27 protein-coding genes are annotated in these 26794 nt (G+C 60.3%); all 27 read left to right on the plus strand.

Translation table 11 applies throughout. The annotated features are described in order from the left end of the window. Positions 1–225: 225 nt before the first annotated feature. The 27 genes from AC1UK9_RS08095 to flhA all read left to right on the plus strand — a co-directional run bounded on the left by AC1UK9_RS08095 (position 226) and on the right by flhA (position 26783). The gene (locus AC1UK9_RS08095) at positions 226–1077 is read left to right on the plus strand and encodes a flagellin domain-containing protein (RefSeq protein WP_003222852.1); all 852 of its coding nucleotides are present in this window, start codon (positions 226–228) and stop codon (positions 1075–1077) included. 73 nt (positions 1078–1150) lie between these two features. Then, positions 1151–1507 (plus strand): flagellar protein FlaG, encoded by a 357-nt coding sequence (locus AC1UK9_RS08100; protein ID WP_482579819.1) that lies wholly within the window; start codon positions 1151–1153, stop codon positions 1505–1507. An 83-nt stretch (positions 1508–1590) separates the two neighbouring features. Next, on the plus strand, positions 1591–3033 hold the full coding sequence (gene fliD / locus AC1UK9_RS08105) for a flagellar filament capping protein FliD (protein ID WP_473014843.1): 1443 nt from the start codon (positions 1591–1593) through the stop codon (positions 3031–3033). Positions 3034–3162: 129 nt separating this feature from the next. Then, on the plus strand, positions 3163–3558 hold the full coding sequence (gene fliS, locus AC1UK9_RS08110; RefSeq protein ID WP_003222858.1) for a flagellar export chaperone FliS: 396 nt from the start codon (positions 3163–3165) through the stop codon (positions 3556–3558). A gap of 11 nt (positions 3559–3569) precedes the next feature. Further along, a complete protein-coding gene (gene fliT / locus AC1UK9_RS08115; protein WP_025111947.1) occupies positions 3570–3866 on the plus strand; it encodes a flagellar protein FliT in 297 nt (98 codons plus the stop codon). A 172-nt stretch (positions 3867–4038) separates the two neighbouring features. After that, positions 4039–5514 (plus strand): sigma-54 dependent transcriptional regulator, encoded by a 1476-nt coding sequence (locus AC1UK9_RS08120; protein ID WP_003222863.1) that lies wholly within the window; start codon positions 4039–4041, stop codon positions 5512–5514. Between the two features lie 125 nt (positions 5515–5639). After that, positions 5640–6833, plus strand: coding sequence for a sensor histidine kinase (locus AC1UK9_RS08125; protein WP_177327352.1), 1194 nt, complete (start codon positions 5640–5642; stop codon positions 6831–6833). 5 nt (positions 6834–6838) lie between these two features. Continuing rightward, positions 6839–8230 (plus strand): sigma-54-dependent transcriptional regulator, encoded by a 1392-nt coding sequence (locus AC1UK9_RS08130; RefSeq protein WP_482579820.1) that lies wholly within the window; start codon positions 6839–6841, stop codon positions 8228–8230. Positions 8231–8482: 252 nt separating this feature from the next. Next, positions 8483–8812 carry a flagellar hook-basal body complex protein FliE gene (gene fliE / locus AC1UK9_RS08135; protein WP_025111944.1) on the plus strand — a complete coding sequence of 110 codons (330 nt, stop codon included), beginning with the start codon at positions 8483–8485 and terminating at the stop codon, positions 8810–8812. A 15-nt stretch (positions 8813–8827) separates the two neighbouring features. Further along, positions 8828–10615 (plus strand): flagellar basal-body MS-ring/collar protein FliF, encoded by a 1788-nt coding sequence (gene fliF / locus AC1UK9_RS08140; protein WP_025111943.1) that lies wholly within the window; start codon positions 8828–8830, stop codon positions 10613–10615. Beyond that, complete coding sequence (gene fliG / locus AC1UK9_RS08145; protein WP_007920042.1) at positions 10608–11627, plus strand: flagellar motor switch protein FliG; 1020 nt, start codon at positions 10608–10610, stop codon at positions 11625–11627. The genes fliF and fliG overlap by 8 nt, the downstream gene beginning before the upstream one ends. A 4-nt stretch (positions 11628–11631) precedes the next feature. Next, positions 11632–12438, plus strand: coding sequence for a flagellar assembly protein FliH (gene fliH, locus AC1UK9_RS08150; RefSeq protein ID WP_482579821.1), 807 nt, complete (start codon positions 11632–11634; stop codon positions 12436–12438). Beyond that, positions 12428–13786, plus strand: a complete 1359-nt coding sequence (fliI, locus tag AC1UK9_RS08155; protein WP_025111941.1) for a flagellar protein export ATPase FliI — start codon at positions 12428–12430, stop codon at positions 13784–13786. Before fliH ends, fliI begins: the two co-directional genes overlap by 11 nt. A gap of 6 nt (positions 13787–13792) precedes the next feature. After that, on the plus strand, positions 13793–14242 hold the full coding sequence (fliJ, locus tag AC1UK9_RS08160; RefSeq protein WP_025111940.1) for a flagellar export protein FliJ: 450 nt from the start codon (positions 13793–13795) through the stop codon (positions 14240–14242). 189 nt (positions 14243–14431) lie between these two features. Then, on the plus strand, positions 14432–14737 hold the full coding sequence (locus tag AC1UK9_RS08165; protein ID WP_473014846.1) for an STAS domain-containing protein: 306 nt from the start codon (positions 14432–14434) through the stop codon (positions 14735–14737). 5 nt (positions 14738–14742) lie between these two features. Continuing rightward, positions 14743–16446 (plus strand): ATP-binding SpoIIE family protein phosphatase, encoded by a 1704-nt coding sequence (locus AC1UK9_RS08170; RefSeq protein ID WP_482579822.1) that lies wholly within the window; start codon positions 14743–14745, stop codon positions 16444–16446. Between the two features lie 30 nt (positions 16447–16476). Continuing rightward, the gene (locus AC1UK9_RS08175) at positions 16477–16824 is read left to right on the plus strand and encodes an Hpt domain-containing protein (protein WP_473014848.1); all 348 of its coding nucleotides are present in this window, start codon (positions 16477–16479) and stop codon (positions 16822–16824) included. A gap of 106 nt (positions 16825–16930) precedes the next feature. Further along, positions 16931–18313, plus strand: coding sequence for a flagellar hook-length control protein FliK (locus AC1UK9_RS08180; RefSeq protein ID WP_025111936.1), 1383 nt, complete (start codon positions 16931–16933; stop codon positions 18311–18313). Positions 18314–18527: 214 nt separating this feature from the next. Beyond that, positions 18528–19031, plus strand: coding sequence for a flagellar basal body-associated protein FliL (fliL, locus tag AC1UK9_RS08185; protein ID WP_007966247.1), 504 nt, complete (start codon positions 18528–18530; stop codon positions 19029–19031). Between the two features lie 9 nt (positions 19032–19040). Further along, positions 19041–20009, plus strand: a complete 969-nt coding sequence (gene fliM, locus AC1UK9_RS08190) for a flagellar motor switch protein FliM (RefSeq protein ID WP_003222890.1) — start codon at positions 19041–19043, stop codon at positions 20007–20009. Between the two features lie 56 nt (positions 20010–20065). Further along, positions 20066–20521, plus strand: a complete 456-nt coding sequence (gene fliN, locus AC1UK9_RS08195; RefSeq protein ID WP_025111935.1) for a flagellar motor switch protein FliN — start codon at positions 20066–20068, stop codon at positions 20519–20521. Then, on the plus strand, positions 20522–20971 hold the full coding sequence (gene fliO / locus AC1UK9_RS08200) for a flagellar biosynthetic protein FliO (protein WP_473014851.1): 450 nt from the start codon (positions 20522–20524) through the stop codon (positions 20969–20971). It begins immediately after the preceding gene. Next, a complete protein-coding gene (fliP, locus tag AC1UK9_RS08205) occupies positions 20971–21729 on the plus strand; it encodes a flagellar type III secretion system pore protein FliP (RefSeq protein WP_003222895.1) in 759 nt (252 codons plus the stop codon). Before fliO ends, fliP begins: the two co-directional genes overlap by 1 nt. Next, positions 21726–21995 carry a flagellar biosynthesis protein FliQ gene (gene fliQ, locus AC1UK9_RS08210; RefSeq protein WP_003222897.1) on the plus strand — a complete coding sequence of 90 codons (270 nt, stop codon included), beginning with the start codon at positions 21726–21728 and terminating at the stop codon, positions 21993–21995. Before fliP ends, fliQ begins: the two co-directional genes overlap by 4 nt. Positions 21996–21998: 3 nt before the next feature. Further along, complete coding sequence (fliR, locus tag AC1UK9_RS08215; RefSeq protein WP_025111932.1) at positions 21999–22784, plus strand: flagellar biosynthetic protein FliR; 786 nt, start codon at positions 21999–22001, stop codon at positions 22782–22784. 3 nt (positions 22785–22787) lie between these two features. Beyond that, positions 22788–23927, plus strand: coding sequence for a flagellar biosynthesis protein FlhB (gene flhB, locus AC1UK9_RS08220; RefSeq protein ID WP_473014852.1), 1140 nt, complete (start codon positions 22788–22790; stop codon positions 23925–23927). Positions 23928–24653: 726 nt separating this feature from the next. After that, positions 24654–26783, plus strand: coding sequence for a flagellar biosynthesis protein FlhA (gene flhA, locus AC1UK9_RS08225; protein WP_025111927.1), 2130 nt, complete (start codon positions 24654–24656; stop codon positions 26781–26783). The last annotated feature ends 11 nt before the right edge of the window (positions 26784–26794 follow it).

The raw sequence follows: 26794 nt of genomic DNA on the forward strand, positions 1-26794 counted from the left end.
GCCCGCGGCTTTGCGCGAAGGTCGATTTTATGACGTCATTTTTACGTGGATGGGAGGGCGCTAAGCCCTTGTTTTCTCTGGGGTGGCAGGGTGATGGCAAATTTTTTTCAAAAAGCCCTCAAGCAACCTGCCAACCCGACGATAACTATTACGAAGGTTCTCTAGGCCATTCCAGGCGGTTGCCAGGGCCGGAAGCCGCAGTACCCAACCAACGAGGAATTCGTCATGGCTTTAACAGTAAACACCAACACCACGTCGCTGAACGTTCAAAAGAACCTGAACCGTGCTTCCGACGCCCTGTCGACTTCGATGCAGCGCCTGTCTTCCGGCCTGAAAATCAACAGCGCTAAAGACGACGCCGCTGGCCTGCAAATCGCTACCCGCATGACTTCCCAGATCCGTGGTGGCAACCAGGCTATCCAGAACGCCAACGACGGTATCTCCGTTGCTCAGACCGCTGAAGGCGCTCTGCAAGCTTCGACCGACATTCTGCAGCGTATGCGTGAACTGGCTGTTAAAGCCCGTACCGGTACCAACGGCAGCATCGACCAGGCAGCAACCAACTCTGAATTCGCTCAGATGTCGGACGAACTGACCCGTATCGCTGCTTCCACCAACCTGAACGGCAAAAACCTGCTGGACGGTTCGGCTGGTACTGTGACCCTGCAAGTGGGCGCGAACACCGGTTCGGCTAACCACATCGACCTGGTACTGAGCTCCAAGTTCGACGCCGTAAGCCTGTCCGTAGGTAGCGGTACTGTAGTTCTGACCGGTGCTAGCGTATCGGGCGCAGCTACCAACATCGACAACGCAATCACCGCGATCGACGCTGCAATTGCCGCGATCAACAGCACTCGTTCGAGCCTGGGTGCTTCGCAAAACCGTCTGACCAGCACCATCTCCAACCTGCAGAACATCGTGGAAAACACCACTGCAGCACAGGGTCGTGTACAAGACACCGACTTCGCCGCAGAAACTGCTAACCTGACCAAGCAGCAAACTCTGCAGCAGGCTTCGACCTCCGTTCTGGCTCAAGCCAACCAACTGCCTTCCGCTGTACTGAAGCTGCTTCAGTAATTTCGGAAAGAGTTAGGGCGGGGGAGTGCGCTGGTCGCGCTCTCTCGCTTTTTTAGTTTAGGAGGTGATGAGCATGGACATGAGCGTCAAGCTTAACGTGTCTTATCCGGCTCCAAAGCCAGCAACGCCTGTTGCTGATAAGCCGCCAGAGACGCCTAAGGTTGCCAGTGTCGAGACTTCGGTTGCTGATAAAAATCAGGATTCGGACGATACCAAGTTGAAACTGGCAGTGCAGGAGATCGAGAAGTTTGTACAGTCGATCAAGCGCAATCTGGAATTCTCGATCGACGAGCATTCCGGAAAGGTCATCGTCAAGGTGATTGCAAGCGAGACGGGTGAGGTTGTTCGACAGATCCCTTCCGCAGAAGCCCTCAAGCTGGCAGACAGCCTCGCCAATGCGAGTCACGTGTTGTTCGACGCCAAAGTCTGATAGCTGGCATGAATAGTGTTTATAAGATTTTTAGAAGCTGGTACAGGTCAAAAGTCTGGCAGTAACCTGAAGGGAGATTCAGCATGGCAAGTCCAATTTTACCGGGTTCGGGACTGGGTTCCGGCCTGGATATCGGTGCGATCGTGACGGCACTGGTCAACGCCGACAAGGCGCCGAAACAGACGCAAATCGATAATCAGACGAAAACCAACTCGCTGAAGATTTCCGGTGTCGGTTCATTGAAAAGCGCCCTGGCCGCTTTCCAGAAGTCGATGAATGACCTGAACAATGCGACGTCCCCCGCATTTGCCGGCTACACCGCTACTTCGGACTCGCCGTCGGTTATCGGCGCGACTTCCAACAGTACCGCTGTTCCGGGTACCTACAACGTGGTCGTCAAGAACCTGGCCACCGGCTCGAAAGTAGCCAGTGCCGCATTTGCCGGTGGTGCCGCCAGTGCCATTCCGAGTGGTACCCTGAAAATCAGTCAGAATGGCACTGATTACAACGTCACGATCCCGGCCAATGCCACGCTGCAGAGCACTCGCGATGCGATCAACACTGCGCAGGCAAGCAACGGTATTTCCGCCAACATCGTGACTGACAGCTCCGGCGCCTCGCGTCTGGTGCTCAGTTCGAGCAAGACCGGCGCGGGCATGGACCTGCAGGTCAGCGGCATTGCCGGTCTGGAAATCGATGGCACCCAGAAGATGGGCGACAATCCTTCGGCCGGTACTGCCGGTGCCGTGGGTGAACTGTCCAAGGATGCGGTGCTCACCATCGACGGGCTGCCGGTTACCAGCAAGACCAATACGGTGACAGGTGCAATCAGCGGCATGACGCTGAACCTGACTGCCGCCAGCCCTACTGTGAACGGCGCGCAAACCGCTTCGGTCATCTCTGTGGCGACCAACACTGCAGGTATCCAGACGTCGCTGCAGACGTTTGTCGATTCCTACAACACCCTGAAGAAAACCATCGACACGCTGTCCAAGGCAACGCCGGACGCCGATGGCAAGCTGACGGTTTCCGCAGCGTTCACCGGTGACTCGCTGCCGCGTTCGCTGATGGCGGATATCCGTGAACAACTGACGGACACAGGCGCTGGCGGCCAACTGGCGGTGTTGTCGCAGTTGGGTGTCATGACTGACAGCCAGACCGGTTTGCTGACCATCAACAGCTCTACGCTCAACCAGCGTCTGGCAACGCCGGGTATGGCGGGTCAGGTTCAACAGATGTTCAGCGGTACCGACGCCAAGAATGGCTTGTTGGCGCGCATGAACGCTGCGGTCGACCCTTATGTGAAGACCGGTGGCTTGCTCGATCAGCGCAGCTCGAACCTGACCAATCTGGCCTCGAACGTGCAAAAGCAGCAGGCTGCACTGGATCTGCACGTCACCAACCTGACGGCAACCCTGACCGCCAAATACAACGCCATGGACCTGTTGGTCGGGCAGATGAAGGCCACGGCGAGCAACATCACGTCGTTCTTCAGCTCGCTGAACGCTCAGCAGTCCGCGAAGTAACAGGCAGGAACGACAAAAACCCGGCTACGCTTCATCGGCGTGCGCCGGGTTTTTGTCTTTAGATCTAAAGTTTTGTCATTCGTTGGCGATACACTGGCTATACGAGTCATTGTGGCAATGAGGTAGAACATGAACCCAATGTTAGCCCTTCGGCAGTACCAGAAAGTGGGTGCGCACGCGCAAACGTCCGAAGCGAGCCCGCACCGTCTGGTGCAAATGTTGATGGAAGGTGGCCTGGATCGCATCGCTCAGGCCAAAGGCGCCATCGAGCGCAAGGATATTCCGGGCAAGTGCACATCGATCAGCAAGGCTATCGGCATTATCAGTGGCTTGCGCGAAGGTCTGGATCTGGATAACTGCGCCGATACGGTGGGTGAGCTCGATCAGCTGTACATCTACATGATGAAGCGTCTGGCCGAGGCCAATATCAGCAGCGACCCGAAGATTCTCGATGAAGTGGCGGGCCTGCTGCGCACCGTGAAGGAAGGCTGGGACGGCATTGCTCCGCCGGGTCCTCAGTTTTAAAGGAGATCACCATGAATCTTGTATTGCAGCGAATCGCAGATACCCGTGAAGCGTTGGTCAGCGCGCTGGCCGAACGTAACTGGGAAGCCATTGGCGAGCTGGACCTGGCTTGCCGTTCCTGCATGGAAGACGTCATGGCCGAGGCTTCGCTGGACGAGGCCGCGTTGCGCGAGAACCTCGAAGAGTTGCTGCACGTCTACAAGCAGTTGCTGGAGGCGGCCATGGGTGAGCGGCAAGCGATAGCCAACGAGATGTCGCAGATCACCCAAGCGCAAAAGGCGGCAAAGGTTTACCATCTGTTTGGTTAATTAACCCCCAGTTAATCCAGACATGTGCGCCATAAATTTGACTGTGCACGGTTTTTTGACTTAACTAGTGGCTGTTTTCAGATTTCAGGCGTCTACAGGCACAAGGTGTCCTGCAAGCGTCTCGCTTGCCCCATTTTTCGGGCATTGAGTTGACTAGGGAAGTTGCTATTGCATGTGGCGTGAAACCAAAATTCTGCTGATCGATGACGATAGCGTCCGCCGCCGCGACCTGGCGGTGATCTTAAATTTTCTCGGCGAAGAAAATTTACCCTGCGGCAGCCATGACTGGCAGCAGGCAGTCGGCTCTTTGTCGTCTAGTCGTGAGGTCATTTGCGTACTGATCGGGACGGTCAATGCTCCTGGTGCGCTTTTGGGCTTGCTAAAGACACTCTCAACCTGGGATGAGTTCCTTCCGGTGTTGTTGATGGGCGATAATTCTTCCGTTGACTTGCCTGAAGACCAGCGTCGTCGAGTGCTTTCGACCCTCGAAATGCCGCCCAGCTACAGCAAATTGCTCGACTCCCTGCACCGTGCCCAGGTCTATCGCGAGATGTACGACCAGGCCCGCGAGCGCGGCCGTCATCGCGAACCCAATCTGTTTCGCAGCCTCGTCGGCACCAGCCGGGCGATTCAGCATGTGCGCCAGATGATGCAGCAAGTGGCCGATACCGACGCCAGTGTGCTGATCCTCGGCGAGTCCGGTACCGGCAAGGAAGTGGTTGCCCGTAACCTGCATTACCATTCCAAACGTCGCGATGCGCCATTCGTTCCGGTCAACTGCGGGGCGATCCCGGCCGAGTTGCTGGAAAGCGAGCTGTTCGGTCATGAGAAGGGCGCGTTCACCGGCGCCATCACCAGCCGTGCCGGGCGTTTCGAGCTGGCCAACGGCGGTACGCTGTTCCTTGACGAAATCGGCGACATGCCACTGCCGATGCAGGTCAAGCTGCTGCGCGTCCTGCAAGAGCGTACCTTCGAGCGTGTGGGCAGCAACAAGACCCAGAGCGTCGATGTGCGCATCATTGCCGCGACCCACAAGAATCTCGAAAGCATGATCGAGATCGGCACTTTCCGCGAAGACCTCTACTATCGCCTGAACGTGTTCCCGATCGAGATGGCGCCGCTGCGTGAGCGCGTCGAAGACATCCCGCTGCTGATGAACGAGTTGATCTCGCGCATGGAGCACGAAAAGCGCGGCTCCATCCGTTTCAATTCGGCGGCGATCATGTCGCTGTGCCGTCACGGCTGGCCGGGCAACGTCCGCGAGCTGGCCAACCTGGTGGAGCGCATGGCGATCATGCACCCGTACGGGGTGATCGGCGTGGTCGAGTTGCCGAAGAAATTCCGCTACGTCGACGACGAAGATGAGCAGATGGTCGACAGCCTGCGCAGCGACCTCGAAGAGCGTGTGGCGATCAACGGCCATACCCCGGACTTCACCGCCAACGCCATGCTGCCGCCCGAGGGCCTGGACCTCAAGGATTACCTTGGCGGTCTGGAGCAGGGCCTGATCCAGCAGGCGCTCGACGATGCCAATGGCATCGTGGCGCGTGCCGCTGAACGCCTGCGTATTCGTCGCACCACGCTGGTGGAGAAGATGCGCAAGTACGGCATGAGCCGGCGCGAAGGAGACGAACAGGCGGATGATTGACGCCTGTTTTTCAAGCTCTTCATTTATAAGCTGTTTTTTTTAGGCACGGGTATTGCTACATCCCTCGCAACGTTCCGTTTAACTGACGGTCAGCCAAGCGAGAGAACACAATGCCCCACGCCCAGATGTCTTCTGCCTCCAATGCCGAGGGGCTACCGTCGTCCGTAGAGCAGGCGAGCCGTCAGGGTCTTGAGCAGGCCTTCGCGCTGTTCAATCAGATGTCCAGTCAATTGACCGACTCCTACAGCATGCTGGAAGCCCGGGTGACCGAGCTCAAGGGCGAGTTGGCGGTGGTCAGTGCCCAGCGCATGCAGGAGTTGGCCGAGAAAGAGCGTCTGGCCAACCGTCTGCAAAACCTCCTCGATCTGCTGCCTGGCGGCGTCATTGTGATTGACGGCCATGGCATCGTGCGTGAAGCCAACCCGGCAGCGATCGATCTGCTCGGGCTGCCACTGGAAGGCGAATTGTGGCGCCATGTCATTGCCCGTTGCTTTGCCCCGCGCGAAGACGACGGCCATGAAATTTCCCTGAAAAACGGTCGACGCCTGTCGATTGCCACTCGTTCGCTGGACGCCGAGCCGGGGCAGTTGGTGCTGCTCAACGACCTGACAGAAACCCGTCATCTGCAAGATCAACTGGCGCGCCATGAGCGTCTGTCCTCGCTGGGGCGCATGGTCGCCTCGCTGGCCCACCAGATACGCACCCCCTTGTCCGCTGCGTTGTTGTACGCCAGTCATTTGACTGAGCAGCAATTGCCGGTCGCCACCCAGCAGCGCTTTGCCGGGCGCCTCAAAGAGCGTCTGCATGAGCTGGAGCATCAGGTGCGTGACATGTTGGTGTTCGCCCGTGGCGAGTTGCCGCTGACCGATCGCATCACCCCCAATGCGCTGATGCAGTCGCTGCAAGCGGCAGCGTTGACTCATGTGCAGGACTTGCCGATTCGCTGGCAGTGCGACAGCCACGCCGGCGAGTTGCTGTGCAATCGCGACACCCTGGTCGGGGCGATTCTGAATCTGATTGAAAACGCGATTCAGGCCAGTGACGGCAACGTGCGCCTGAAAGTGCATTGCTACACCCGCGACAACAGCCTGCGCCTGTGTGTCAGCGACAGTGGCAGTGGTATTGATCCGGTGGTGCTCGAGCGTCTCGGCGAGCCGTTTTTCACCACCAAAGTGACCGGCACCGGACTTGGCCTGACCGTGGTCAAGGCAGTGACGCGGGCGCATCAGGGAGAATTGCAGCTGCGTTCGCGGGTCGGGCGCGGCACGTGCGCGCAGGTGATCCTGCCGTTGTTTTCCGCTGTACAGGGAGCTGAGTGAACGTCATGGGCATCAAGGTTTTGCTGGTCGAGGATGACCGCTCGTTGCGCGAAGCGCTGGCCGATACGCTGTTGCTGGCAGGCCACGACTACCAGGCAGTCGGCAGCGCTGAAGAGGCGTTGAAAGCGGTCGAGCGCGAAGCGTTCAGTCTGGTGGTCAGCGACGTCAACATGCCCGGCATGGATGGCCATCAATTGCTCGGATTGCTGCGTGCCCGGCAGCCGCAATTGCCGGTGCTGCTGATGACAGCGCATGGCGCGGTCGAGCGCGCGGTGGATGCGATGCGTCAGGGCGCGGCGGATTATCTGGTCAAGCCGTTCGAGCCAAAGGCGCTGCTGGATCTCGTTTCGCGGCATGCCTTGGGCAGTATCAGCATTGCTGAAACTGAAGGTCCGGTGGCGGTCGAACCGGCCAGTGCGCAGTTGCTGGAGTTGGCGGCGCGCGTTGCCCGCAGTGATTCCACGGTGCTGATCTCCGGAGAATCCGGCACGGGCAAGGAAGTGCTGGCGCGCTACATCCACCAGCATTCCCATCGTGCCAGTCAGCCGTTCATCGCGATCAACTGTGCGGCGATTCCCGACAACATGCTCGAAGCCACGCTGTTCGGTCACGAGAAAGGCTCGTTCACTGGCGCGATCGCGGCGCAGGCTGGCAAGTTCGAACAGGCCGATGGCGGCACCATTCTGCTCGACGAAATTTCCGAAATGCCCCTGAGCCTGCAAGCCAAGTTGCTGCGGGTCTTGCAGGAGCGCGAAGTCGAGCGCGTCGGCGCGCGCAAGCCGATCATCCTGGACATCCGTGTGGTCGCTACCACCAACCGTGATCTGGCCGGCGAAGTGGCGGCGGGGCGCTTCCGTGAGGATCTTTTCTACCGTCTGTCGGTTTTCCCGCTGGCCTGGCGTCCACTTCGCGAGCGCACTGCCGATATCCTGCCGCTGGCTGAGCGGTTGCTGAACAAACACGTCAATAAAATGAAGCATGCGACGGCGAAACTTTCGCGGGAAGCGCAGGCGTGTCTGACGAATTACCCGTGGCCGGGCAACGTACGCGAGCTGGATAACGCGATTCAGCGTGCACTGATTCTGCAGCAGGGCGGGTTGATCCAGCCGCAGGATTTCTGTCTGACGGGTGCGGTGACTTACACCGCTGCGCCGGTCATTGCGCCAGTGCAAGCGTTGGTGCGCGAGATCGAAGTCGAGGCCGAATCCGCCGGTGCGCTGGGCGATGACCTGCGGCGCCGGGAGTTTCAGATGATCATCGACACCCTGCGTACCGAGCGTGGCCGGCGCAAGGAGGCCGCGGAAAAACTCGGTATCAGTCCGCGAACCCTGCGTTACAAGCTGGCGCAAATGCGCGATGCCGGGATGGATGTCGAAGGGTATCTGTTCGCCACCTGAAAGTTGACGCGAATAACGGTGGGAGGGGGCTTGCTCCCGAAGAGGTCAGGTCTTTCACATCATTGTTGAATGACACGCCGCCTTCGGGAGCGAGCCCACTCCCGCAGTTGTTTTGCGGTGATCCCGAGTTCGCGCACAGCCCACAGCGGCATTTGTGAAACAAGATCAGCCGAGCTGGCACCCTTGTTGCTAACACCTGTGTACCCGCCGAGTGAGTGTCAAAAAATTGCGGGCCGCCCAAGAGAGTAGACCATGAGCCAAGGTATTGAATTTAATCGGTTGATGATGGACATGAAGGCCATGAAAATGGACGCCATGGCCACGCCGAAATCGACTGCCGCCGTCCCTGAACTGGCAGGCAGCAGCTTTTCCGACATGCTCGGTCAGGCCATCAACAAAGTCAGCGATACCCAGCAGGCGTCGACTCAGTTGGCCAATGCATTTGAAATCGGCAAGAGCGGCGTCGATCTGACCGACGTGATGGTTGCCTCGCAGAAAGCCAGCGTGTCGTTCCAGGCTCTGACCCAGGTGCGCAACAAGCTGGTTCAGGCTTATCAAGACATCATGCAGATGCCGGTTTAAGGACGAGATTGAGTCATGGCAGAAGCAGTCGCCGATAACGTTCCGGCCAAGGCCACCCCGACAGACGGCAAACCGCCGCTGTTCGGCCTGTCCTTCCTGGAAAACCTCTCCGAGATGACCATGTTGCGTCAGGTGGGCCTGTTGGTCGGCCTGGCTGCGAGCGTGGCGATTGGCTTTGCCGTGGTGCTGTGGTCGCAGCAGCCGGATTACCGTCCGTTGTACGGCAGCCTTGCCGGCATGGACGCCAAGCAGGTCATGGACACTCTGGCCTCCGCCGACATTCCCTACACCGTCGAGCCGAACTCCGGCGCCTTGCTGGTCAAGGCCGACGACCTGTCCCGTGCGCGGATGAAACTCGCTGCCGCTGGTGTCACTCCCAGCGACGGCAACATCGGTTTCGAAATCCTCGACAAGGAACAGGGTCTGGGCACCAGCCAGTTCATGGAAGCGACCCGCTACCGTCGTGGTCTGGAAGGCGAACTGGCGCGCACCATCTCCAGCCTGAACAACGTCAAGGGTGCCCGCGTGCACCTGGCGATTCCGAAGAGTTCGGTGTTCGTGCGTGATGAGCGCAAGCCAAGTGCCTCGGTCTTGGTCGAGCTGTACTCCGGGCGTTCGCTGGAGCCTGGTCAGGTGATCGCGATCATCAACCTGGTGGCCACCTCCGTGCCTGAGCTGAGCAAATCGCAGATCACCGTCGTCGATCAGAAGGGCAACCTGCTCTCCGATCAGGCGGAAAACTCCGAAATGACCATGGCCGGCAAGCAGTTTGATTACAGCCGTCGCATGGAAAGCATGCTCACCCAGCGCGTGCACAACATTCTGCAACCGGTACTGGGCAACGATCGCTACAAGGCTGAGGTTTCGGCCGACATCGATTTCAACGCCGTCGAATCGACCGCCGAGCAGTTCAATCCGGACCAGCCGGCGTTGCGCAGCGAGCAGTCGGTGAACGAGCAACGCACCGCCAGCAATGGCCCGCAAGGTGTGCCGGGTGCCCTGAGCAACCAGCCGCCGGCGCCAGCTTCGGCACCGCAAACCACTGGTGGCGCGCAGGCTTCCACCGGCATGATTCAACCAGGTCAGCCACTGGTTGATGCCAACGGCCAGCAGATCATGGACCCGGCCACCGGCCAGCCGATGCTCGCGCCGTACCCGGCGGACAAGCGTCAACAATCCACCAAGAACTTCGAGCTCGACCGTTCCATCAGCCACACCAAACAGCAGCAGGGTCGCCTGAATCGTCTGTCGGTGTCGGTGGTGGTCGACGATCAGGTCAAGGTCAATGCGGCCAACGGTGAAACCACCCGCGCGCCGTGGAGCGCCGATGAACTGGCGCGCTTCACCCGTCTGGTGCAGGACGCCGTCGGCTTTGATGCCAGCCGTGGCGACAGCGTCAGCGTGATCAACATGCCGTTCTCCGCCGAGCGCGGTGAAGTGGTCGCCGATATTCCGTTCTACTCCCAGCCATGGTTCTGGGACATCGTCAAACAAGTGCTGGGTGTGTTGTTCATCCTGGTGCTGGTGTTTGGTGTGCTGCGTCCGGTGTTGAACAACATCACCGGCGGCGGCAAAGGCAAGGAGCTGGCCGGTCTTGGCAGCGACGTGGAACTCGGTGGCATGGGCGGCCTGGACGGCGAACTGGCCAACGATCGCGTGAGCCTCGGTGGTCCGCAGAGCATTCTGTTGCCTAGCCCGAGCGAGGGTTATGACGCACAGCTGAATGCAATCAAGAGTCTGGTGGCTGAAGATCCGGGTCGCGTGGCTCAGGTCGTGAAAGAGTGGATTAACGCAGATGAGTGATAACCGAGCCGCAACCGTCAAACTGAACAAGGTCGACAAAGCCGCGATTCTGCTGCTGTCCCTGGGTTCGACCGATGCAGCCCAAGTGCTGCGCCACATGGGCCCCAAAGAGGTTCAGCGTGTCGGTGTGGCCATGGCCCAGATGGGCAACGTCCATCGCGAGCAGGTCGAGCAGGTCATGAGCGAGTTCGTCGACATCGTCGGCGATCAGACCAGCCTGGGCGTCGGCTCCGACGACTATGTGCGCAAAATGCTCACCCAGGCCCTGGGTGAAGACAAGGCCAACGGCCTGATCGACCGTATCCTGCTCGGTGGCAACACCAGCGGCCTCGACAGCCTGAAATGGATGGAACCGCGCGCCGTTGCCGACGTGATCCGTTACGAACACCCGCAGATCCAGGCCATCGTGGTCGCGTACCTCGACCCGGATCAGGCCGGTGAAGTGCTCGGCAACTTCGACCACAAGGTGCGTCTGGATATCATCCTGCGCGTCTCGTCGTTGAACACCGTGCAACCGGCAGCACTGAAAGAGCTGAACCAGATTCTCGAGAAGCAGTTCTCCGGCAACTCGAATGCCTCGCGCACCACCCTGGGTGGCATCAAGCGTGCGGCGGATATCATGAACTTCCTCGACAGCTCGATCGAAGGCCAGCTCATGGACTCGATCCGCGAAGTCGACGAAGACCTGTCCGGTCAGATCGAAGACCTCATGTTCGTGTTCAACAACCTCGCCGACGTCGACGACCGCGGTATCCAGGCGCTGTTGCGCGAAGTGTCGTCCGATGTGCTGGTGCTGGCCCTCAAGGGTTCGGACGAAGGCGTCAAGGAAAAGATCTTCAAGAACATGTCCAAGCGTGCGGCCGAGCTGTTGCGCGACGACCTCGAGGCCAAAGGCCCGGTGCGCGTCAGCGACGTGGAAACCGCGCAGAAAGAAATCCTCACCATTGCCCGTCGTATGGCCGAAGCCGGCGAAATCGTGCTCGGTGGCAAGGGTGGCGAGGAAATGATCTAAGCCCATGGACAAGCATGACGAGTCAGTGACGGATCTGATCCGCGCCCGCGATGTCCGTGGTTTCGAATCCTGGGAACTGCCCAGCTTCGATCCGCCGAAACCGGAACCCGAGCCGGAACCGGAGCCCGAACCGCCGGAAATGGAAGAAGTGCCGCTGGAGGAAGTCCAGCCACTGACCCTGGAAGAACTCGAGAGTATCCGTCAGGAGGCTTACAACGAGGGCTTCGGCATCGGCGAGAAAGAAGGTTTTCACAGCGCCACGCTCAAGGTGCGTCAGGAAGCCGAAGTCGCGCTGGCGGCGAAATTGGCCAGCCTCGAGCAACTGATGACGCACCTGTTCGAGCCGATCGCTGAGCAGGACACACAGATCGAAAAGTCGCTGGTCGACCTCGTGCAACACATCACCAAACAGGTGATCAAGCGCGAACTGGCCATCGACTCCAGCCAGATCGAACACGTCATGCGTGACGCGCTCAAGCTGTTGCCGCTGGGCGTGGACAACGTGCGTCTGTACGTCAATCCGCAGGATTTCGAGCAGGCCAAGGCCTTGCGCGAGCGTCACGAAGAATCCTGGCGCATCGTCGAGGATGAAGCGCTGATGCCCGGTGGTTGCCGGGTTGAAACCGCGCACAGCCGTATCGATGCGAGCATCGAAACCCGGGTCACCCAGGTCATGGACAAGCTGTTCGACCAGTTGCACGAACAGGCCTTGCACCCGGCCGTGCCGGATCTGAGCCTGGACCTGCCCGAAGAAGCCAAATCGGCCGCCACCCCTGACGAGCCGCTCGCGGACACCCCCGATGCGCCTTGAACGCACCAGTTTCGCCAAGCGCCTGAGCAGCTACGCCGAGGCCACTGAAATGGCCGGTGCGCCGATTCTCGAAGGCCGCCTGCTGCGCATGGTCGGCCTGACCCTCGAAGCCGAAGGCCTGCGCGCCGCCATGGGCACGCGCTGCCTGGTGATCAACGACGACAGCTATCACCCCTCCCAGGTGGAAGCGGAAGTCATGGGTTTTTCCGGCAGCAAAGTATTCCTGATGCCGGTCGGCAGCGTCGCCGGCATTGCCCCGGGTGCCCGCGTGGTGCCGCTGGCTGAAACCGGTCGGTTGCCGATGGGCATGAGCATGCTCGGTCGTGTGCTCGACGGCGCCGGACGCGCGCTGGACGGCAAGGGCGGGATGAAGGCCGAGGACTGGGTGCCGATGGACGGCCCGACGATCAACCCGCTCAACCGCGACCCGATCCACGAACCGCTGGACGTCGGCATCCGTTGCATCAACGGGTTGCTGACGGTTGGGCGCGGTCAGCGTCTGGGTCTGTTCGCCGGTACCGGTGTCGGTAAGTCGGTGCTGCTGGGCATGATGACCCGCTTCACCGAGGCCGACATCATCGTCGTCGGCCTGATCGGTGAGCGGGGCCGAGAAGTCAAAGAGTTCATCGAGCACATTCTCGGTGAAGAAGGCCTCAAGCGTTCGGTAGTGGTCGCCTCGCCAGCGGACGATGCGCCGCTGATGCGACTGCGCGCGGCAATGTATTGCACGCGAATTGCCGAGTATTTCCGCGACAAGGGCAAAAACGTCCTGCTGTTGATGGATTCGTTGACCCGTTTCGCCCAGGCTCAGCGGGAAATCGCGCTGGCCATTGGCGAACCGCCGGCGACCAAGGGCTATCCGCCCTCGGTGTTCGCCAAGTTGCCGAAACTGGTGGAGCGCGCCGGTAATGCGGAGAAGGGCGGGGGGTCGATCACTGCGTTCTACACCGTGTTGTCCGAAGGCGATGACCAGCAGGACCCGATTGCCGACTCGGCGCGGGGCGTGCTCGACGGCCACATCGTGTTGTCCCGGCGTCTGGCCGAGGAAGGTCACTACCCGGCCATCGATATCGAAGCCTCGATCAGCCGGGTGATGCCGGCCGTGGTCTCGGCGGAACACATGCAGCGTGCGCAGTACTTCAAGCAACTGTGGTCGCGCTACCAGCAGAGTCGCGATCTGATCAGTGTCGGTGCCTACGTGGCCGGTGGCGACCGCGAAACTGACCTGGCGATCTCGCTGCAGCCACAACTGACCCGCTACCAGCGACAGGGGCTGAACGACAAAATCAACATGGGCGAAAGCCAGGCCTATCTGGAAACCTTGTTCGCGCCTGCGGCAGGCGGGTAACCGGCCATGGCCGTGAGTCGCGCCGCACGCCTGGCGCCGGTAGTGGACATGGCCGAGCAGGCCGAAAAAACTGCCGTGCAGCGTCTGGGCTACTTTCAGGGTCAGGTCAAAGTGGCTGAAAGCAAACTCGCCGACCTCGACGCCTTTCGTCTGGATTACCAGGAGCAGTGGATCGTGCGCGGCAGCGACGGCGTGTCCGGGCAATGGCTGCTTGGTTATCACGGCTTTCTGGCACAACTGGACACCGCCATTGACCAGCAGCGCCAGAGTCTGGTCTGGCACCAGAACAACCTGGTCAAGGCGCGGGACGCCTGGCAGCAGGCGTTTGCCAAGGTCGAAGGCTTGCGCAAACTGGTGCAGCGCTACCGCGAAGAGGCGCAACGCCTCGAAGACAAGCGCGAACAGAAGTTGCTGGACGAATTGTCGCAGCGCTTGCCGCGACATGAACCCTTCTAAGCAGCGCGGCTAAACCCTGTGGGAGCGAGCGTGTTCGCGAAGGCGTCGTGTCACTCAACAGCTCAGTCAACTGACCGATTGCATTCGCGAGCAAGCCCGCTCCCGCAGTAGATCTGCGTCGCACCTTGCCCCAAACCTGTCCAAGTGCTAAACCTTGTACACGTTCGTCAATGACAAGGAAGCCAGTCAATGTCAGTCGTTACAGAAGTCTCTCCGGATGGTCAAAAACTGACGATTTCGGTCAGGGGGCGGTTCGATTTTGGGCGCCATCAGGAGTTTCGCGAGGCCTATGAGCGACTGGAACCAACGCCCGACTCCATCGTGGTCGATCTGAAAGAAGCCACCTACCTCGACAGCTCGGCACTGGGCATGCTGCTCCTGCTGCGCGATCACGCCGGCGGCGACAATTCGGATGTGCGGGTGGTCAACAGCAACTCCGATGTGCGCAAGATCCTCGCCATCTCCAACTTCGACAAACTCTTCGACATCAGTTGACGGCCATGCAGGCGCAAGAGCCGCTGACGATCCTGATCGCCGAAGACAGCGCCGCCGATCGGTTGCTGTTGTCGACCATCGTCCGCCGTCAGGGGCATGAGGTACTGACGGCGGCCAATGGCGCCGAAGCGTTGGAGGTGTTCCGGCGCCAGCCACCGCATCTGGTGCTGATGGACGCAATGATGCCGGTGATGGATGGCTTCGAAGCGGCGCGGCAGATCAAGGCGCTGGCAGGGGAAACCCTGGTGCCGATTATCTTCCTGACGTCGCTCACTGAAAGTGAGGCGCTGGCCCGTTGCCTGGAGGCCGGTGGCGACGACTTTCTGGCGAAGCCCTACAATCAGGTGATTCTCGCCGCCAAAATCAAGGCGATGGATCGTTTGCGCCGCTTGCAGGCCACGGTGCTGCAGCAGCGCGACCTGATCGCCAGGCATCATGATTACCTGCTCAACGAACAGCGCGTGGCCAAAGCGGTGTTCGACAAGGTCGCGCACTCGGGTTGCCTCAGTGCCCCGAACATTCGTTACCTGCAATCACCCTATGCGTTGTTCAACGGCGATCTGCTGTTGGCGGCGTACACCCCGGCCGGCGACATGCATGTGTTGCTCGGCGATTTCACCGGTCACGGCTTGCCGGCTGCGGTGGGGGCGATGCCCTTGGCCGAAGTGTTTTATGGCATGACTGCCAAGGGTTACGGTCTGGCCGAAACCCTGCGCGAGATGAACGCCAAGCTCAAGCGCATCTTGCCGGTGGACATGTTCTGCTGCGCGACCATGCTCTGCCTGAGTTTTCAGCGGCGTTCGGTGGAGGTGTGGAACGGTGGCATGCCTGACGGTTATCTGCACCGGATCGCCAGCGGGGAGCGCGTGCCGCTGCCGGCGCGGCATTTGCCGCTGGGCGTGCTCAGCCCGCAAGCGTTTGATGATCGCACCGAGGTGCAGACCCTGGCCGTGGGTGACCGGGTATTCCTGCTCTCGGACGGAGTGATCGACACCACGGATGCCGATGACCAGTTGTTCGGTGTCGAGCGCTTGCAGCAACTGTTTGCCGCCAACCGTGAGCCGGACAACCTGTTTGCCGAGATCGATCAGGCCTTGCGCGAGTTTCGCGGTGAGCCTCGTGACGATGTGAGCATGGTCGAGATCAGCCTGCTGGAGGCGGCGCAGGTGGTGCCGTCGGCGCCGGTCTATTCCGACAGCGGCCAATCGTGTCCGCTGGACTGGTCAGTCAGCTTCGAGTTTCGCGGTGCCACGCTCAAACGCTTCAATCCCTTGCCGTACTTGCTGCAATTGTTGCTGGAAGTGCACGGTTTGCGCACGCAAGGCGGCGCGATCTACAGCGTGCTCGCGGAGCTGTATTCCAATGCGCTGGAGCATGGCGTGCTGGGTCTGGATTCCAGCCTCAAGCGCGATGCCAGTGGATTCGCTCGCTACTACGAGCAGCGCAATGAACGGCTGGAGGCCTTGCAGGACGGTTATGTGCGCGTACACCTGCAGGTGCGTCCGCAAGGCAGCGGTGGCTGTCTGGTTATCCGCGTCGAGGACAGCGGCAAGGGTTTTGACGTGACGCGAGTGATGGAACGGCCGCTTGACGGTGTCCGCCTGTCGGGCCGTGGTGTCAGTTTGATCCGGCAATTGGGGCATAACGCCAGTTGGTCGGACGAAGGTCGCAGTGCTTGCGTGGAGTTTTTCTGGGAGGTTAAGGCATAATTCGCGAATTCTTGATCAAGGAGTGAACAAGTGACTGACAAACATGTGGATCGCGAAGTACTCGATGCGTTGCGCGAAGTCATGGAGGACAGCTATCCGGATTTGCTGGATACCTTCCTGACCGATTCTGAAAGTCGCTTGCATCAATTGCAAAAGACCGCCGATGCCAAGGTGTTGGCGGAGCTTGCCCATAGTTTCAAGGGCAGCGCCAGCAACATGGGCGCGGTTCGCCTGGCGACGCTTTGCCAGACGCTGGAGTCGGACGCCAGGGACAAGAGTCCAACCGAAATCGTAGAGCTGGTGGCTGACATCAGCAGCGAGTTCGCCGATGTCCGTCCGGTTTACGAGGACGAGCGCCAGCACGCACTGACCCATTGAATCCTGCCGTCCGGCGCTTTTCGCAAGCGCCGGACGAATCTGGCCCGACACTTGCAATAATCCCCTTCAACTGTACCTACGATCCCAGTGCAGCGGAGACCGTGTCATGCCTGCGACCCCCAATGTTCTTCTTCAATCTGCCGCCCAGGCCAAGGCGCAAGCCGCCGCTGCCAAAGTGCCGGCAATGGCCGCAGATACCGGGGACAAGGCCTCAAGCTTCGCTCAGGTATTCGCCGATCAAGGCCCGAAAAAGACCCTCGCCAGTGCTGACAATTCGTTGAAACCGGCGCGCGACAAAGTCGCTGACAACAGCGATAAAAAGGATGCCGACACGTCGTCGTCTGCCGCCGCGCAACAGACCGTTGCCGATAGCGGCAATGCCTTGCCTGCCGACAAGACGGCGTCGACGACGTCCGATGATCAGGCGGCCAGCGACGACGCAGCTGCAGATACCGCGCAGACTCCGGTGACAGACACCACCCCGGTGGATCCGGCACTGGATCCGGCGCTGGCGCAAACCGTGCAACCGCTGGTGGCCACGCCCGTAGCGCCAACCCCGGTCGCTGAAACCCCGGCGCCGACCAAAACAGAAACACCGGTCGTGGCCGCTACCGTTGCGCCAGCGGTGGTCAAAGACCCGGCGGCCCCCACCGACAGCGCTTTCGACCCGGCAGCCGATCCTCTCGACTCGCTGCCGGCGGTGCGTATGGCGATGGAGCAGGGCGGGCATATTTCTGCCGCCAGCCAGTCCCAGCCCAAAGCCGCGCCGGCCCAGACTCAGGCCGACAGTGAATTGACTTCGGCGCAGACCTTTGCCGCTGGCATGGCCACTATGCTCGATGTGCAGGCCGACAAAGACAGCACCAGTCAGAGCGGTGAGAAAGCCTTCAGCGGCCTGATCGACGATGGCCTCAAAGATCTCAAGTCTGCTACCAGCGACACCCGTGTCGATGATTTCGCCAACCGTCTGGCGGCGCTGACCCAGGCGGCCACCCCGAAAACCGCGAACGCGGTGCCGGTGAACCAGCCGATCGCCATGCACCAGAGCGGCTGGACCGAAGAAATCGTCAACCGCGTCATGTACCTGTCGAGCGCCAATCTGAAGGCCGCCGATATTCAGCTGCAACCGGCGGAACTCGGACGTCTGGACATCCGCGTGAACATGGTGCCGGACCAGCAGACCCAGGTGACGTTCATGAGCGCGCACCCGAGCGTGCGTGAAGCCCTCGACGGCCAGATGCATCGCCTGCGTGACATGTTCACCCAGCAGGGCATGGGCCAGGTCGACGTCAACGTCTCTGACCAGAGCCGTGGCTGGCAGGGTCAGCAGGGCCAGGAGCAGGCGCAGCAAGGTCAGAGTGGCCGCACCAGTGCCGCTGGCGGGCGTCTGGATTCGGCGGAAGAAGAGCTGACCCCGGCGGCGGTGGCTGAAGCCGCTGCGCAAACCACCAGCGTGATTGGCTCCAGCGCCGTCGACTATTACGCCTGATACAACGCAACACCCCTTGTGGGAGCGAGCCTGCTCGCGAATGCGTCATGACAGTCGACATCAATGTTGAATGTTAAATCGCTTTCGCGAGCAGGCTCGCTCCCACATTGGTTATGGGGCTCTACACAATTCCGCTCTCCGACACTTCTGGCATAACACTTGCTCTTGCCTTGCCGTGCGACTGTGAAAACCCGATTAGTGACGGATTATTGGCATGGCGAAGAGCGAAGCAGCAGCTGTAAAAGACCCCGCGACCAAAGGCAAACTCAAGATGATCATCCTGATCGTGGTGGCTCTGCTGCTGGCGATCGGTGTTTCCGTGGGCGCGACCTGGTACTTCATGCACAGTGCTCAGAGCAAGCCTGCCGCAGCGGCCGAGGCCACTCCGGTCGGCAAGCAGCCGGCGATCTTCGAGCCGATGGCGCCAGCGTTTGTCGCCAACTACAACCAGAACGGCCGTCAGCGCTACATGCAGGTGAGTATCACCATGCTGGCGCGTAACCAGGCCGATCTGGAGGCGCTCAAAGTGCACATGCCGGTGATCCGCAACAACCTGGTGATGCTCTTCTCCGGTCAGGATTTCGCCACATTGGCGACGCCGGTCGGGCAGGAGATGTTGCGCCAGAAGGCCACGGCCAGCGTCCAGGAAGTGGCGCAGAAAGAGCTGGGCAAAGTGGTGATCGAACAGTTGCTTTTCACTAATTTCGTACTGCAGTAGGAACACGACATGGCCGTGCAGGATCTGCTGTCCCAGGATGAAATCGATGCGCTGTTGCATGGCGTCGACGATGGTCTGGTACAGACCGATAACGCTGCCGAACCCGGCAGTGTCAAAAGCTACGACCTGACCAGTCAGGATCGCATCGTCCGTGGACGCATGCCGACCCTGGAAATGATCAACGAGCGTTTTGCCCGTTACACCCGCATCAGCATGTTCAACATGCTGCGCCGCTCGGCGGACGTTGCCGTCGGTGGCGTACAGGTGATGAAGTTCGGCGAATACGTGCACTCGCTGTACGTGCCGACCAGCCTCAACCTGGTCAAGATCAAACCGCTGCGCGGCACTGCGCTGTTCATCCTCGACGCCAAACTGGTGTTCAAGCTGGTGGACAACTTCTTCGGCGGCGACGGTCGTCACGCCAAGATCGAAGGCCGTGAATTCACCCCGACCGAGCTGCGCGTGGTGCGCATGGTGCTGGAACAGGCCTTCGTCGATTTGAAGGAAGCCTGGCAGGCAATCATGGAAGTCAATTTCGAGTACATCAACTCGGAAGTGAACCCGGCCATGGCCAACATCGTCGGCCCGAGCGAAGCGATTGTCGTATCGACATTCCACATCGAACTCGACGGCGGTGGCGGCGACCTGCACGTGACCATGCCGTACTCGATGATCGAGCCGGTGCGCGAGATGCTCGACGCCGGTTTCCAGTCGGACCTCGACGATCAGGACGAGCGCTGGGTCAATGCCCTGCGTCAGGACGTGCTCGATGTCGACGTACCGATCGGTGCCACCGTGGCCCGCCGTCAGTTGAAGCTGCGCGACATCCTGCACATGCAGCCGGGGGATGTGATCCCGGTCGAGATGCCGGAAGACATGATCATGCGCGCCAACGGCGTACCGGCCTTCAAGGTCAAGATGGGCTCGCACAAAGGCAACCTCGCGTTGCAAGTGATCGAGCCGATCGAGCGTCGCTGAAGCGGCGCTCTCACCCCCACGCATTTAACTGAATTGTTGCCCGCCGAGGACAAATGATGAACGACGATATGAACGCCCAGGACGATCAGGCACTGGCTGACGAATGGGCTGCTGCCCTGGAAGAGACCGGTGACGGCCAGGCTGACATCGACGCGCTGCTGGCCGCTGACGCCGGCGCCGCCAGCTCCAACCGTCTGCCGATGGAAGAGTTCGGCAGCGTGCCGAAGAACAACGATCCGGTGACGCTGGACGGTCCGAACCTGGACGTGATCCTCGACATCCCGGTATCGATCTCGATGGAAGTGGGCAGCACCGACATCAACATTCGCAACCTGCTGCAACTCAACCAGGGTTCGGTGATCGAGCTTGATCGCCTGGCGGGTGAGCCACTGGACGTGCTGGTCAACGGCACGCTGATCGCACACGGCGAAGTGGTGGTGGTCAACGAGAAGTTCGGCATCCGCCTGACCGACGTGATCAGCCCAAGCGAACGCATCAAGAAGCTGCGCTGAGTGAAGCGCTTTCTCTGGGCGCTGCTGGCGCTGCCATTGAGTGTGCTGGCCGCCGAACCGGCCGCCACGACTGCTGCTGCGAATGCCGCGCCGGCGGTCGGCAGTGGTGTGGCCGGGCAACTGACACAACTGGTCTTCGGCTTGTTGCTGGTACTCGGGTTGATCTTCTTCCTCGCCTGGCTGTTGCGCCGGGTGCAGCAGGCCGGCCCTGCGGGCAAGGGCCAGGTGATCGAGCTGATCGGGTCCCGCGCACTTGGCCCGCGCGACCGGCTGATGCTGGTGCAGGTCGGCAACGAACAGATTCTGTTGGGGCTCAGCCCTGGCACCATCACCGCGCTGCATGTGCTCAAGGAGCCGGTGCAGGTGCCGAGCACCAGCGAGAAAGCGACCCCGGAATTTGCCCAGCATCTGCTGAAGATTCTCGGCAAGGATCAGAAGGATAAGAAGTAATGGGTGCGCTACGCATCGTCTTGACGCTGGCCCTGATGCTGGCCGCGCCGCTGGCGTTCGCCGCCGATCCGTTGTCGATCCCGGCGATCACGCTGGGCACCAACGCCGACGGCGCGCAGGAGTATTCGGTCAGCCTGCAGATCCTGCTGATCATGACCGCCCTGAGCTTCATTCCGGCGGCCGTGATCCTGATGACCAGTTTCACCCGGATCATCATCGTCTTCTCGATCCTGCGTCAGGCCCTGGGTCTGCAGCAGACGCCATCGAACCAGATCCTCACCGGCATGGCGCTGTTCCTGACCATGTTCATCATGGCCCCGGTGTTCGATCGGGTGAACAACGATGCGCTGCAGCCGTATCTGGCGGAAAAACTCACCGCGCAGCAAGCGGTGGAAAAGGCCCAGGTGCCGATCAAGGACTTCATGCTCGCGCAGACCCGCACCAGCGATCTGGAGTTGTTCATGCGCTTGTCCAAGCGCACCGACATCGCCACTCCGGATCAGGCGCCGCTGACCATTCTGGTGCCGGCATTCGTCACCTCCGAGCTTAAAACTGCGTTTCAGATCGGCTTCATGATCTTCATTCCTTTCCTGATCATCGACCTGGTCGTGGCCAGTGTGCTGATGGCGATGGGTATGATGATGCTGTCGCCGCTGATCATTTCCCTGCCGTTCAAGATCATGCTGTTCGTGCTGGTAGATGGCTGGGCGCTGATTATCGGCACCCTGGCCAGTAGCTTCGGAGGTGTTTCGCCATGACGCCGGAAGTTGCGGTCGATATCTTTCGTGAAGCGCTGTGGCTGACCACGATGATGGTCGCAATCCTCGTCGTGCCGAGCCTGCTGGTCGGCCTGCTGGTGGCGATGTTCCAGGCCGCGACGCAGATCAACGAACAGACCCTGAGCTTCCTGCCGCGTCTGCTGGTGATGCTGGTGACCCTGATCGTTGCCGGCCCATGGCTGGTGCAGACGTTCATGGAATACATCATCCAGCTCTACAAGAACATTCCGATGGTCATCGGCTGAGCCATGCAATCACTGCTTCAGCTGACCGACACCCAGATCAGTACCTGGGTGGCATCGTTCATGTTGCCGCTGTTTCGCGTCGCGTCGATGCTGATGGTGATGCCGGTGTTCGGCACCACGCTGGTGTCGCGCCGGATACGTCTGTATTTCGCCGTGGCGATCACCGTGTGTATTGCCCCGGGCCTGCCGCCGATGCCGGAGGTCAGTCCGCTTGCTCTCAGTGGCTGGTTGCTGATCGCCGAGCAGATTCTGGTCGGCGCGGTGCTCGGGTTTTCCCTGCAACTGTTTTTCCAGGCCTTTGCCGTGGCCGGGCAGATTGTCGCGATCCAGATGGGCATGGGCTTCGCCTCGATGGTCGACCCGGCCAACGGCGTCTCGGTGGCGGTGATCGGCCAGTTCTTCACCATGCTGGTGACCTTGCTGTTCCTGTCGATGAACGGCCATCTGGTGGTCTTCGAAGTGCTCACCGAGAGCTTCACCACGCTGCCGGTGGGCGGCGGGTTGATGACGGCGCAGTACTGGGAGCTGGCCGGCAAGCTCGGCTGGGTATTGGGCGCGGCGTTGTTGCTGGTGTTGCCGGCGGTTACCGCACTGCTGGTGGTCAACATCGCGTTTGGCGTGATGACACGTGCGGCGCCGCAACTGAACATCTTCTCCATCGGTTTTCCGCTGACCCTGGTGCTTGGCCTGTTCATTGTCTGGGTCGGTCTGGCGGACATTCTCAATCAGTATCAACCGCTGGCCTCCGAGGCCCTGCAGTTGTTACGCGAACTGGCACGAGCGCGCTGAGTCATGGCTGAGAGCGAAAGCGGTCAGGACAAAACAGAAGACCCCACGGAGAAACGTAAAAAGGACTCCCGTGAGAAGGGTGAGATTGCTCGTTCCAAAGAGCTCAACACACTGGCGGTAATGCTTGCCGGTGCCGGTGGCCTGCTGATATTTGGCGGTATGCTGGCGCAAGAACTGATGGACGTGATGCGGCTGAATTTCTCGCTGTCGCGGGAAGTGATCATGGATGAAAAGTCCATGGGCGCGTTCTTGCTGGTCTCGGGCAAGATCGCGCTGGTCGCGATCCAGCCGGTCATGATCACGCTGTTGCTGGCCGCGCTGATCGGGCCGATTTCCCTTGGTGGCTGGCTGTTCGCGGCCGGCTCCATGGCACCGAAATTCAGCCGGATGAACCCGGGTGCGGGCCTCAAGCGCATGTTCTCGATGAAGGCGGTGATCGAGCTGCTCAAGGCGCTGGCCAAGTTCATCATCACCTTGTTCGTGGCACTGATGGTGTTGTCGTCCGACATCGACGATTTCCTGCGTATCGCCCACGAGCCGCTTGAGCAGGCGATCATTCATAGCGTGACGCTGGTGGGCTGGAGTTCGCTGTGGCTGGCTTGCGGTCTGATCATCATCGCCGCGGTCGATGTGCCGGTGCAGCTCTGGGAAAGCCACAAGAAACTGCTGATGACCAAGCAGGAAGTGCGCGACGAGCACAAGGATCAGGAAGGTCGTCCGGAGGTCAAGCAGCGCATTCGTCAGACCCAGCGCGAAATGTCGCAGCGGCGGATGATGGCGGCGATTCCCGACGCCGACGTGGTCATCACCAACCCGACCCACTACGCCGTCGCGCTCAAGTACGACTCGGAGAAGGGCGGGGCGCCGGTGTTGCTGGCCAAGGGCAGCGACTTCCTCGCGCTGAAGATCCGCGAAATCGCCGTCGCCAACAATGTCATGCTCCTCGAATCGCCGGGGTTGGCACGCTCGATCTACTACTCCACTGAACTGGATCAGGAAATCCCCGGCGGCCTGTATCTGGCGGTTGCTCAGGTGCTGGCCTACGTCTACCAGATCCGCCAGTACCGTGCCGGCAAGGGCAAGCGCCCGGATCCGCTCAAGGACGACTTGCCGATCCCGCCGGATCTGCGCCGCGATTCCTGATCCTGCGGTGTTGCTGATGGCCTCTTCGCGAGCAAGCCCGCTCCCACATTCGATCTTCGGTGAATACAGAGTTGGGGTATCACACAGATCCCCTGTGGGAGCGGGCTTGCTCGCGAAAGCGTCAGTCCAGGCGCCGACATTTTCCCGATAAATTCCAAGACTGATGCCTTCGATCTGAAAGCGGGCGTGACCTGTAACCTCTGACCGGTGTGCTTGCCTTCTTTTTGCCGTTTGATTGCGGGGTGATTTCGCGCGCCTGTAAGGGAGCAAGTCCGCTCCCGCATTCGATCTTCGGTGAATACAGAATTGGGGTATCACACAGATCCCCTGTGGGAGTGGGCTTGCTCGCGAAAGCGTCAGTCCAGGCGCCGACATTTTCCCGATAAATTCCAAGACTGATGCCTTCTGTCTGAAAACGGGCGTGACCTGTCACCTCTGACGGTGTGCTTGCCTTCTTTTTGCCGTTTGATTGCGGGGTGATTTCGCGCGCCTGTAAGGGAGCAAGTCCGCTCCCGCATTCGATCTTCGGTGAATACAGAATTGGGGTATCACACAGATCCCCTGTGGGAGCGGGCTTGCTCGCGAATGCGTCATTCCAGGCGCTGGAATTTTCCCGATAAGCCCTTCTGTTTCAATCATTGGCAAAAGTTGGAAGGCTTCTTGCAGTAGCCGCCGTGCGCCTGCTTTGGGCGTCAAAAGTTTGCTTTAAAGGAACGGGGAAAACCGGTGGATCGCTCTCAGTTAATCAACAGCGCACGCTCGAACATTGCCGACCTCAGTCGAGGCAATCTGGGCGTGCCGTTGTTGCTGCTGGTCATGCTGGCGATGATGATGCTGCCGGTGCCGCCGTTCCTGCTCGACGTGTTCTTCACCTTCAACATCGCCCTGTCGATTGTCGTCCTGCTGGTCTGCGTGTATGCGCTGCGGCCGCTGGATTTCGCGGTGTTCCCGACGATTCTGCTGGTGGCGACGCTGCTGCGGCTGGCGTTGAACGTGGCGTCGACGCGGGTGGTGATGCTCCACGGTCAGGACGGCCACGCCGCTGCCGGTAAGGTGATCCAGGCCTTCGGTGAGGTGGTGATCGGCGGTAACTACGTGGTCGGTATCGTGGTCTTCGCGATCCTGATGATCATCAACTTCGTCGTGGTGACCAAGGGTGCCGGGCGGATTTCCGAGGTGAGCGCGCGCTTCACCCTCGATGCGATGCCTGGCAAACAAATGGCCATCGACGCCGACCTCAACGCCGGCCTGATCGACCAGAACCAGGCGAAGCTGCGCCGTCAGGAAGTTGCCCAAGAGGCCGAGTTCTACGGTTCGATGGACGGTGCCAGCAAGTTCGTCCGTGGTGACGCCATCGCCGGTCTGCTGATTCTGTTCATCAACCTCATCGGCGGCATGGCCGTCGGTATCTTCCAGCACAACATGTCGTTCGCCGACGCCGGCAAGGTTTACGCCTTGCTGACCATCGGTGACGGTTTGGTGGCGCAATTGCCATCACTGTTGTTATCGACAGCGGCGGCGATCATGGTGACCCGTGCTTCCGGTTCGGAAGACATGGGCAAACAGATCAATCGGCAGATGTTCGCTTCGCCAAAAGCCTTGGCGGTGGCGGCAGGTCTGATGGCGGTCATGGGCCTGGTGCCGGGCATGCCGCATTTTTCGTTCCTGAGCATGGCGGCGCTGGCTGCCGGTGGCGCGTACCTGTTCTGGAAAAAACAGAACGTGGCCAAGGTTCAGGCGCTGCAAGAGGTTCAGCGTCAGCAGGAACTGCTGCCGTCGCCGGCCCGCGCCATGGAAACCAAGGAGCTGGGCTGGGATGACGTGACCCCGATCGACATGATCGGCCTGGAAGTCGGCTATCGCCTGATCCCGCTGGTGGATCGCAATCAGGGCGGGCAGTTGCTGGCGCGGATCAAGGGCGTGCGCAAGAAGCTCTCGCAGGATCTGGGCTTCCTGATGCCGACCGTGCACATCCGCGACAACCTCGATCTGGCGCCGAGCGCTTATCGCCTGACCCTGATGGGGGTGATCCTGGCCGAAGCCGAGATCTACCCGGACCGCGAACTGGCGATCAACCCGGGGCAGGTCTACGGCACGCTCAACGGCATTACCGCCAAAGATCCGGCTTTTGGCCTGGAGGCGGTGTGGATCGAAGTCAGTCAGCGCGCCCAGGCGCAATCGCTCGGTTACACCGTGGTCGATGCCAGTACCGTGGTCGCGACCCACTTGAACCAGATTCTGTACAAGCACTCCAGTGAACTGATCGGCCACGAAGAAGTGCAGCAACTCATGCAATTGCTGGCCAAAAGCTCGCCGAAACTGGCTGAAGAGTTGGTGCCGGGCGTGGTTTCACTGTCGCAGTTGCTCAAAGTGCTGCAGGCGCTGCTGGCCGAACACGTGCCGGTGCGCGACATCCGCAGCATCGCCGAGGCCATCGCCAACAACGCCGCCAAGAGTCAAGATACCGCCGCCTTGGTGGCCGCAGTCCGCGTCGGCGTATCCCGCGCCATCGTCCAAAGCATTGTAGGCACTGACTCCGAGCTGCCTGTGATCACCCTGGAACCAAGGTTGGAACAAATATTGCTCAATAGTCTGCAGAAGGCAGGACAAGGCTCGGAAGAGGGCGTTCTGCTGGAGCCAAGCATGGCCGAGAAGCTGCAGCGTTCGCTCATCGAAGCGGCGCAGCGCCAGGAAATGCAAGGTCAACCGGTGATCCTGTTGGTAGCAGGCCCGATACGCGCGATGCTTTCGCGTTTCGGCCGCCTCGCCGTCCCGGGGCTGCACGTGCTGGCCTACCAGGAAATTCCGGACAACAAGCAAGTGACCATCGTTGCGACAGTAGGGCCCAACGGCTGAGGTAGTGGTTT

It is taken from the genome of Pseudomonas sp. AK-TSAG1-1 (assembly GCF_056821665.1).

Excerpts from the sequence above, each read along its gene's own strand:
- fliI (WP_025111941.1), top strand. The coding sequence starts at position 12,428 with ATGCGCCTTGAACGCACCAGTTTCGCCAAGCGCCTGAGCAGCTACGCC.
- fliE (WP_025111944.1), top strand. The coding sequence starts at position 8,483 with ATGAGCCAAGGTATTGAATTTAATCGGTTGATGATGGACATGAAGGCC.
- AC1UK9_RS08165 (WP_473014846.1), top strand. The coding sequence starts at position 14,432 with ATGTCAGTCGTTACAGAAGTCTCTCCGGATGGTCAAAAACTGACGATT.
- fliS (WP_003222858.1), top strand. The coding sequence starts at position 3,163 with ATGAACCCAATGTTAGCCCTTCGGCAGTACCAGAAAGTGGGTGCGCAC.
- AC1UK9_RS08125 (WP_177327352.1), top strand. The coding sequence starts at position 5,640 with ATGTCTTCTGCCTCCAATGCCGAGGGGCTACCGTCGTCCGTAGAGCAG.
- fliH (WP_482579821.1), top strand. The coding sequence starts at position 11,632 with ATGGACAAGCATGACGAGTCAGTGACGGATCTGATCCGCGCCCGCGAT.
- fliR (WP_025111932.1), top strand. The coding sequence starts at position 21,999 with ATGCAATCACTGCTTCAGCTGACCGACACCCAGATCAGTACCTGGGTG.
- flhB (WP_473014852.1), top strand. The coding sequence starts at position 22,788 with ATGGCTGAGAGCGAAAGCGGTCAGGACAAAACAGAAGACCCCACGGAG.
- fliF (WP_025111943.1), top strand. The coding sequence starts at position 8,828 with ATGGCAGAAGCAGTCGCCGATAACGTTCCGGCCAAGGCCACCCCGACA.
- AC1UK9_RS08100 (WP_482579819.1), top strand. The coding sequence starts at position 1,151 with ATGGACATGAGCGTCAAGCTTAACGTGTCTTATCCGGCTCCAAAGCCA.
- AC1UK9_RS08180 (WP_025111936.1), top strand. The coding sequence starts at position 16,931 with ATGCCTGCGACCCCCAATGTTCTTCTTCAATCTGCCGCCCAGGCCAAG.
- AC1UK9_RS08120 (WP_003222863.1), top strand. The coding sequence starts at position 4,039 with ATGTGGCGTGAAACCAAAATTCTGCTGATCGATGACGATAGCGTCCGC.
- fliP (WP_003222895.1), top strand. The coding sequence starts at position 20,971 with ATGGGTGCGCTACGCATCGTCTTGACGCTGGCCCTGATGCTGGCCGCG.
- AC1UK9_RS08130 (WP_482579820.1), top strand. The coding sequence starts at position 6,839 with ATGGGCATCAAGGTTTTGCTGGTCGAGGATGACCGCTCGTTGCGCGAA.
- fliQ (WP_003222897.1), top strand. The coding sequence starts at position 21,726 with ATGACGCCGGAAGTTGCGGTCGATATCTTTCGTGAAGCGCTGTGGCTG.
- fliJ (WP_025111940.1), top strand. The coding sequence starts at position 13,793 with ATGGCCGTGAGTCGCGCCGCACGCCTGGCGCCGGTAGTGGACATGGCC.
- AC1UK9_RS08095 (WP_003222852.1), top strand. The coding sequence starts at position 226 with ATGGCTTTAACAGTAAACACCAACACCACGTCGCTGAACGTTCAAAAG.
- fliT (WP_025111947.1), top strand. The coding sequence starts at position 3,570 with ATGAATCTTGTATTGCAGCGAATCGCAGATACCCGTGAAGCGTTGGTC.
- fliL (WP_007966247.1), top strand. The coding sequence starts at position 18,528 with ATGGCGAAGAGCGAAGCAGCAGCTGTAAAAGACCCCGCGACCAAAGGC.
- AC1UK9_RS08170 (WP_482579822.1), top strand. The coding sequence starts at position 14,743 with ATGCAGGCGCAAGAGCCGCTGACGATCCTGATCGCCGAAGACAGCGCC.
- fliN (WP_025111935.1), top strand. The coding sequence starts at position 20,066 with ATGAACGACGATATGAACGCCCAGGACGATCAGGCACTGGCTGACGAA.
- fliG (WP_007920042.1), top strand. The coding sequence starts at position 10,608 with ATGAGTGATAACCGAGCCGCAACCGTCAAACTGAACAAGGTCGACAAA.
- fliD (WP_473014843.1), top strand. The coding sequence starts at position 1,591 with ATGGCAAGTCCAATTTTACCGGGTTCGGGACTGGGTTCCGGCCTGGAT.
- fliM (WP_003222890.1), top strand. The coding sequence starts at position 19,041 with ATGGCCGTGCAGGATCTGCTGTCCCAGGATGAAATCGATGCGCTGTTG.